2 protein-coding genes and 1 pseudogene are annotated in these 2,960 nt (G+C 67.5%); all 3 read right to left on the bottom strand.

The annotated features are described in order from the left end of the window. Nucleotides 1-90 precede the first annotated feature (90 nt). A complete protein-coding gene (locus ACGF12_RS38175) occupies nucleotides 91-462 on the bottom strand; it encodes a hypothetical protein (protein ID WP_393041141.1) in 372 nt (123 codons plus the stop codon). Between the two features lie 141 nt (nucleotides 463-603). Further along, a complete protein-coding gene (gene ltrA / locus ACGF12_RS38180; protein WP_393041144.1) occupies nucleotides 604-2,364 on the bottom strand; it encodes a group II intron reverse transcriptase/maturase in 1,761 nt (586 codons plus the stop codon). A 184-nt stretch (nucleotides 2,365-2,548) separates the two neighbouring features. After that, a pseudogene (locus tag ACGF12_RS38185) lies at nucleotides 2,549-2,800 on the bottom strand (DUF5372 family protein); the annotation flags it as partial. Nucleotides 2,801-2,960 lie beyond the last annotated feature (160 nt).

Genomic DNA, 2,960 nt, shown 5'->3' on the forward strand with positions numbered 1-2,960 from the left:
CCACCGGCGCGGCGAGCACGGACCGGGCGACCGCGACCGATCGCGGCGATCAAACCCACCCGGCCAGTTGCTCGTTACCGACCCACGCTCCTAGTCGGCGAGCTTGTACAACCCAGCGGCGAGGGCTCCCAGGAGGCCGACCAACAGGATCGCGGGGTGCTCGCTTACTACCGGCGCGAGAACGACCATGAACGCGCAGAAGAGGATGCTGGCGCGATACAGCCCGCCTGCCCAAAGCAGGACTGTGACCCCGAGGCTGACGGGTCGTGCGGCGTCGGGGGTCGCGGCCCAGACCATGCCGGCGGTGGCGAGCCACACGCAGGCATTGGCGATGTACCGCGGTGTGCTTCGTGGCTTTGCCGTGAAGGCGACGGCGATCATCCAGGCGAAGAAGAAGGCGTTGGCCGACGGCGCCGGCGCGGGCGAGTGCGCGTGGATGAAAGCGCGAACGGGCCGGATCATGCTCTGAACGACCGTGGCGGCCCCCTCGTTGAGTCGGGTAGCCGGAGCCCATTGCTGGGCCCCGGCCCCCTCAGAACCGGACTTGTACCTTTCAGCACATCCGGCTCAAGCAAGCCCCAAGGGCTTCGCAGGTCAGCAGGGTCACGTGGTCCGTTTGCCGTCGCCTGCATGGCGCTGGCGGTGGCATTCGGAGTGCACGAGGCGAAGATTGGTCCGCTCGTCCGAGCCGCCGTCTCGCCGGTAGGTGAAGTGATGCTTGTGGAGCATCTTCTTCGAGGCCGCGAACCAGTCGATCCACTCGCGCGGGCTGTCCGGTTCGTACTCGGCCCCGGCGATCAGCGCCTGCTTGCAGAGGGGACAGAGCCCCTGCTGCCGCACCGCCAGGACGAGACTGGTCTTGTCCATCGGCGGCGGCGCTTTCCGTCGGCGGCGTTCCTGCCAGTACTCGACCAGGGCCGGGTCGTCCGGGGACGCTCCGCCCTTGACGAGTTGGTGGCGGACGATGCCGGTCCAGGCGAATTTGGGCAAGAAGGCACCGCTGTCGCGGTCACCGAACACCCACCGGTCCCGCCTGGACGGGTGGAACCTGCCGAAGTACCGGTCCACGACCCAGTACCTCGACTTGTTGCGGTGGCTGCGTCTGGCCCATTTGAAGGTCAGCCGCCACAAGTAGTGGTCCAACGATGAGAACGTCGTCGTGGACGCCACCGCCCGGTAGTAGGCCGCCCAACCGCGAACGATCGGGATCAGCCTGCGCAACACAGCCTCGGCGTTCGACCCGTGCAGGGCCTTCACCTCGGTCCGCAGCCGCGCCCGGAGCCTCTTGCAAGCCGCCGTACTCGGTTTGATGATCAGCTTGCCGCCCGTCCGGCGAACGGTGAAGCCGAGAAAGTCGAATCCATCTTCGAGATGGACGACCTTGGTCTTCTCCTCGTTGAAGCGAAGACCCCTCGGTTCCAGCCAGTCCTCCAGCCGGGCCCTGACCTGATCCACCTGGGCTTCGTCGTGACAGAGCACGATGAAGTCGTCGGCATACCTCACCAGCACGGGGGTGCCCGGCGTCGCGCCGGACTTGCCCCCGGCCCTCACCGTGTAGTGGCACCCGGCGGCCTGTTCCAGTCCATGTAGAGCAACGTTCATCAGCAGCGGGCTGATCACGCCGCCTTGGGGAGTTCCCTCCTCGGTCGGTGCGTACCGACCGAGGTCGATCACGCCCGCCTTCAACCAGCCCCGGATCAGGTCCCTGGCGGGAAACTGACCGATGGAGGCCATCAGGTGGTCGTGGTCGATGCGGTCGAACGCCGCCGCCAGGTCCGCATCCAGGACCCACAGACGCTTCGGGGCTTTGCCCTTCACCGTCCAGAAGATCGCTGCGATCGCGTCCTGACAGCTGCGGCCGGGCCGGAAGCCGTATGACCTCGGCTCGAACCGCGCCTCCCACTCGGGCTCCAGCGCGTTCTTCACGCGGGCCTGGAGCACCCGGTCACGGATGACCGGGATGCCGAGCGGTCGCTGTTTCCCGTTGCTCTTCGGGATGAACACGCGCTTGACCGGCCTGGCCTTCCAGGGCTGGGACGACCGATGGACCTCGGTCGCCAGCTTCCCCCTCGCCGCTGGGGTGAGGGCTCGCTCCCCGTCGATACCAGCGGTCTTGCGACCACTACTCTGCTGCGTCACCCGCTTCACGCTGACCAGCGTGTTGCTTCGGCTTCGCAGCATGAGCTTCTGCAAGTTGCGGACCTTCTTCAGGTCCCCGTCCTGCGTCGCCTTGAAGATCCTCTGCCTCAGCCGCCGTACGTTCTCCTCGCACCTGGCCCAGTCGATGCCGTGCCAGTCGAGGGGTCCGTCCTCCGGTCCGTTCACCGCAGCCGCCAAGGGCTCAGCCAAGACCGTGCCCCCCATTCGCGCCTCCAGTACCTAACTTGTCCTTCGGTTCTGACGCCCTTGCAGTGGTGACTTCAAAGGCTCACCCGACCAGGAAGGGGGCGCGCGGAGGTGAAACACCAGGTGAGAGAGCACACTGGGGGCTCCCTCCGCGCGCCGACGATCACCAGGGACGCGGCCTGCGGCGTCGATCAGACGACGCTCACGGCGTCATCCCCTCGACACCGCGCGACCGGAGCGCGTCGAGCAGGTCGGCGACGCCCAGCAGGTCCTGCACACGGAACGGGCAGCGGCCCGCGGCGATCACCACGAACGGGTCGACCGGGTCGATGTCCGTCCACGCCGCAGGCAGGGAGGCCACCTCGCCGTTCTCGTCCAGGAAGCTGACCCGGTCCTCGTCCCAGGCCAGGCGCCGGTCGACGAAGGTGAACCCCCGCCCATGCCACGGGTGGAACGGGTGCGTGACCCGGACAACTCCGGGCCGACCGGGCTGAGCGGGTGCAGTCGACGACTCGCGGCAAAGGACTGGTCGAGCGGGCGAACGGCTACCTGGAGACCAGTTTCCTGCCGGGCCGCGTCTTCACCGGCCCGGACGACTTCAACAACCAGCTGAC

Source organism: Kitasatospora sp. NPDC048296 (assembly GCF_043201815.1).
GTDB lineage: Bacteria > Actinomycetota > Actinomycetes > Streptomycetales > Streptomycetaceae > Kitasatospora.

Coding starts and splice junctions, on each gene's coding strand:
- ACGF12_RS38175 (WP_393041141.1), bottom strand. CDS start 462: ATGATCCGGCCCGTTCGCGCTTTCATCCACGCGCACTCGCCCGCGCCG.
- ltrA (WP_393041144.1), bottom strand. CDS start 2,364: ATGGGGGGCACGGTCTTGGCTGAGCCCTTGGCGGCTGCGGTGAACGGA.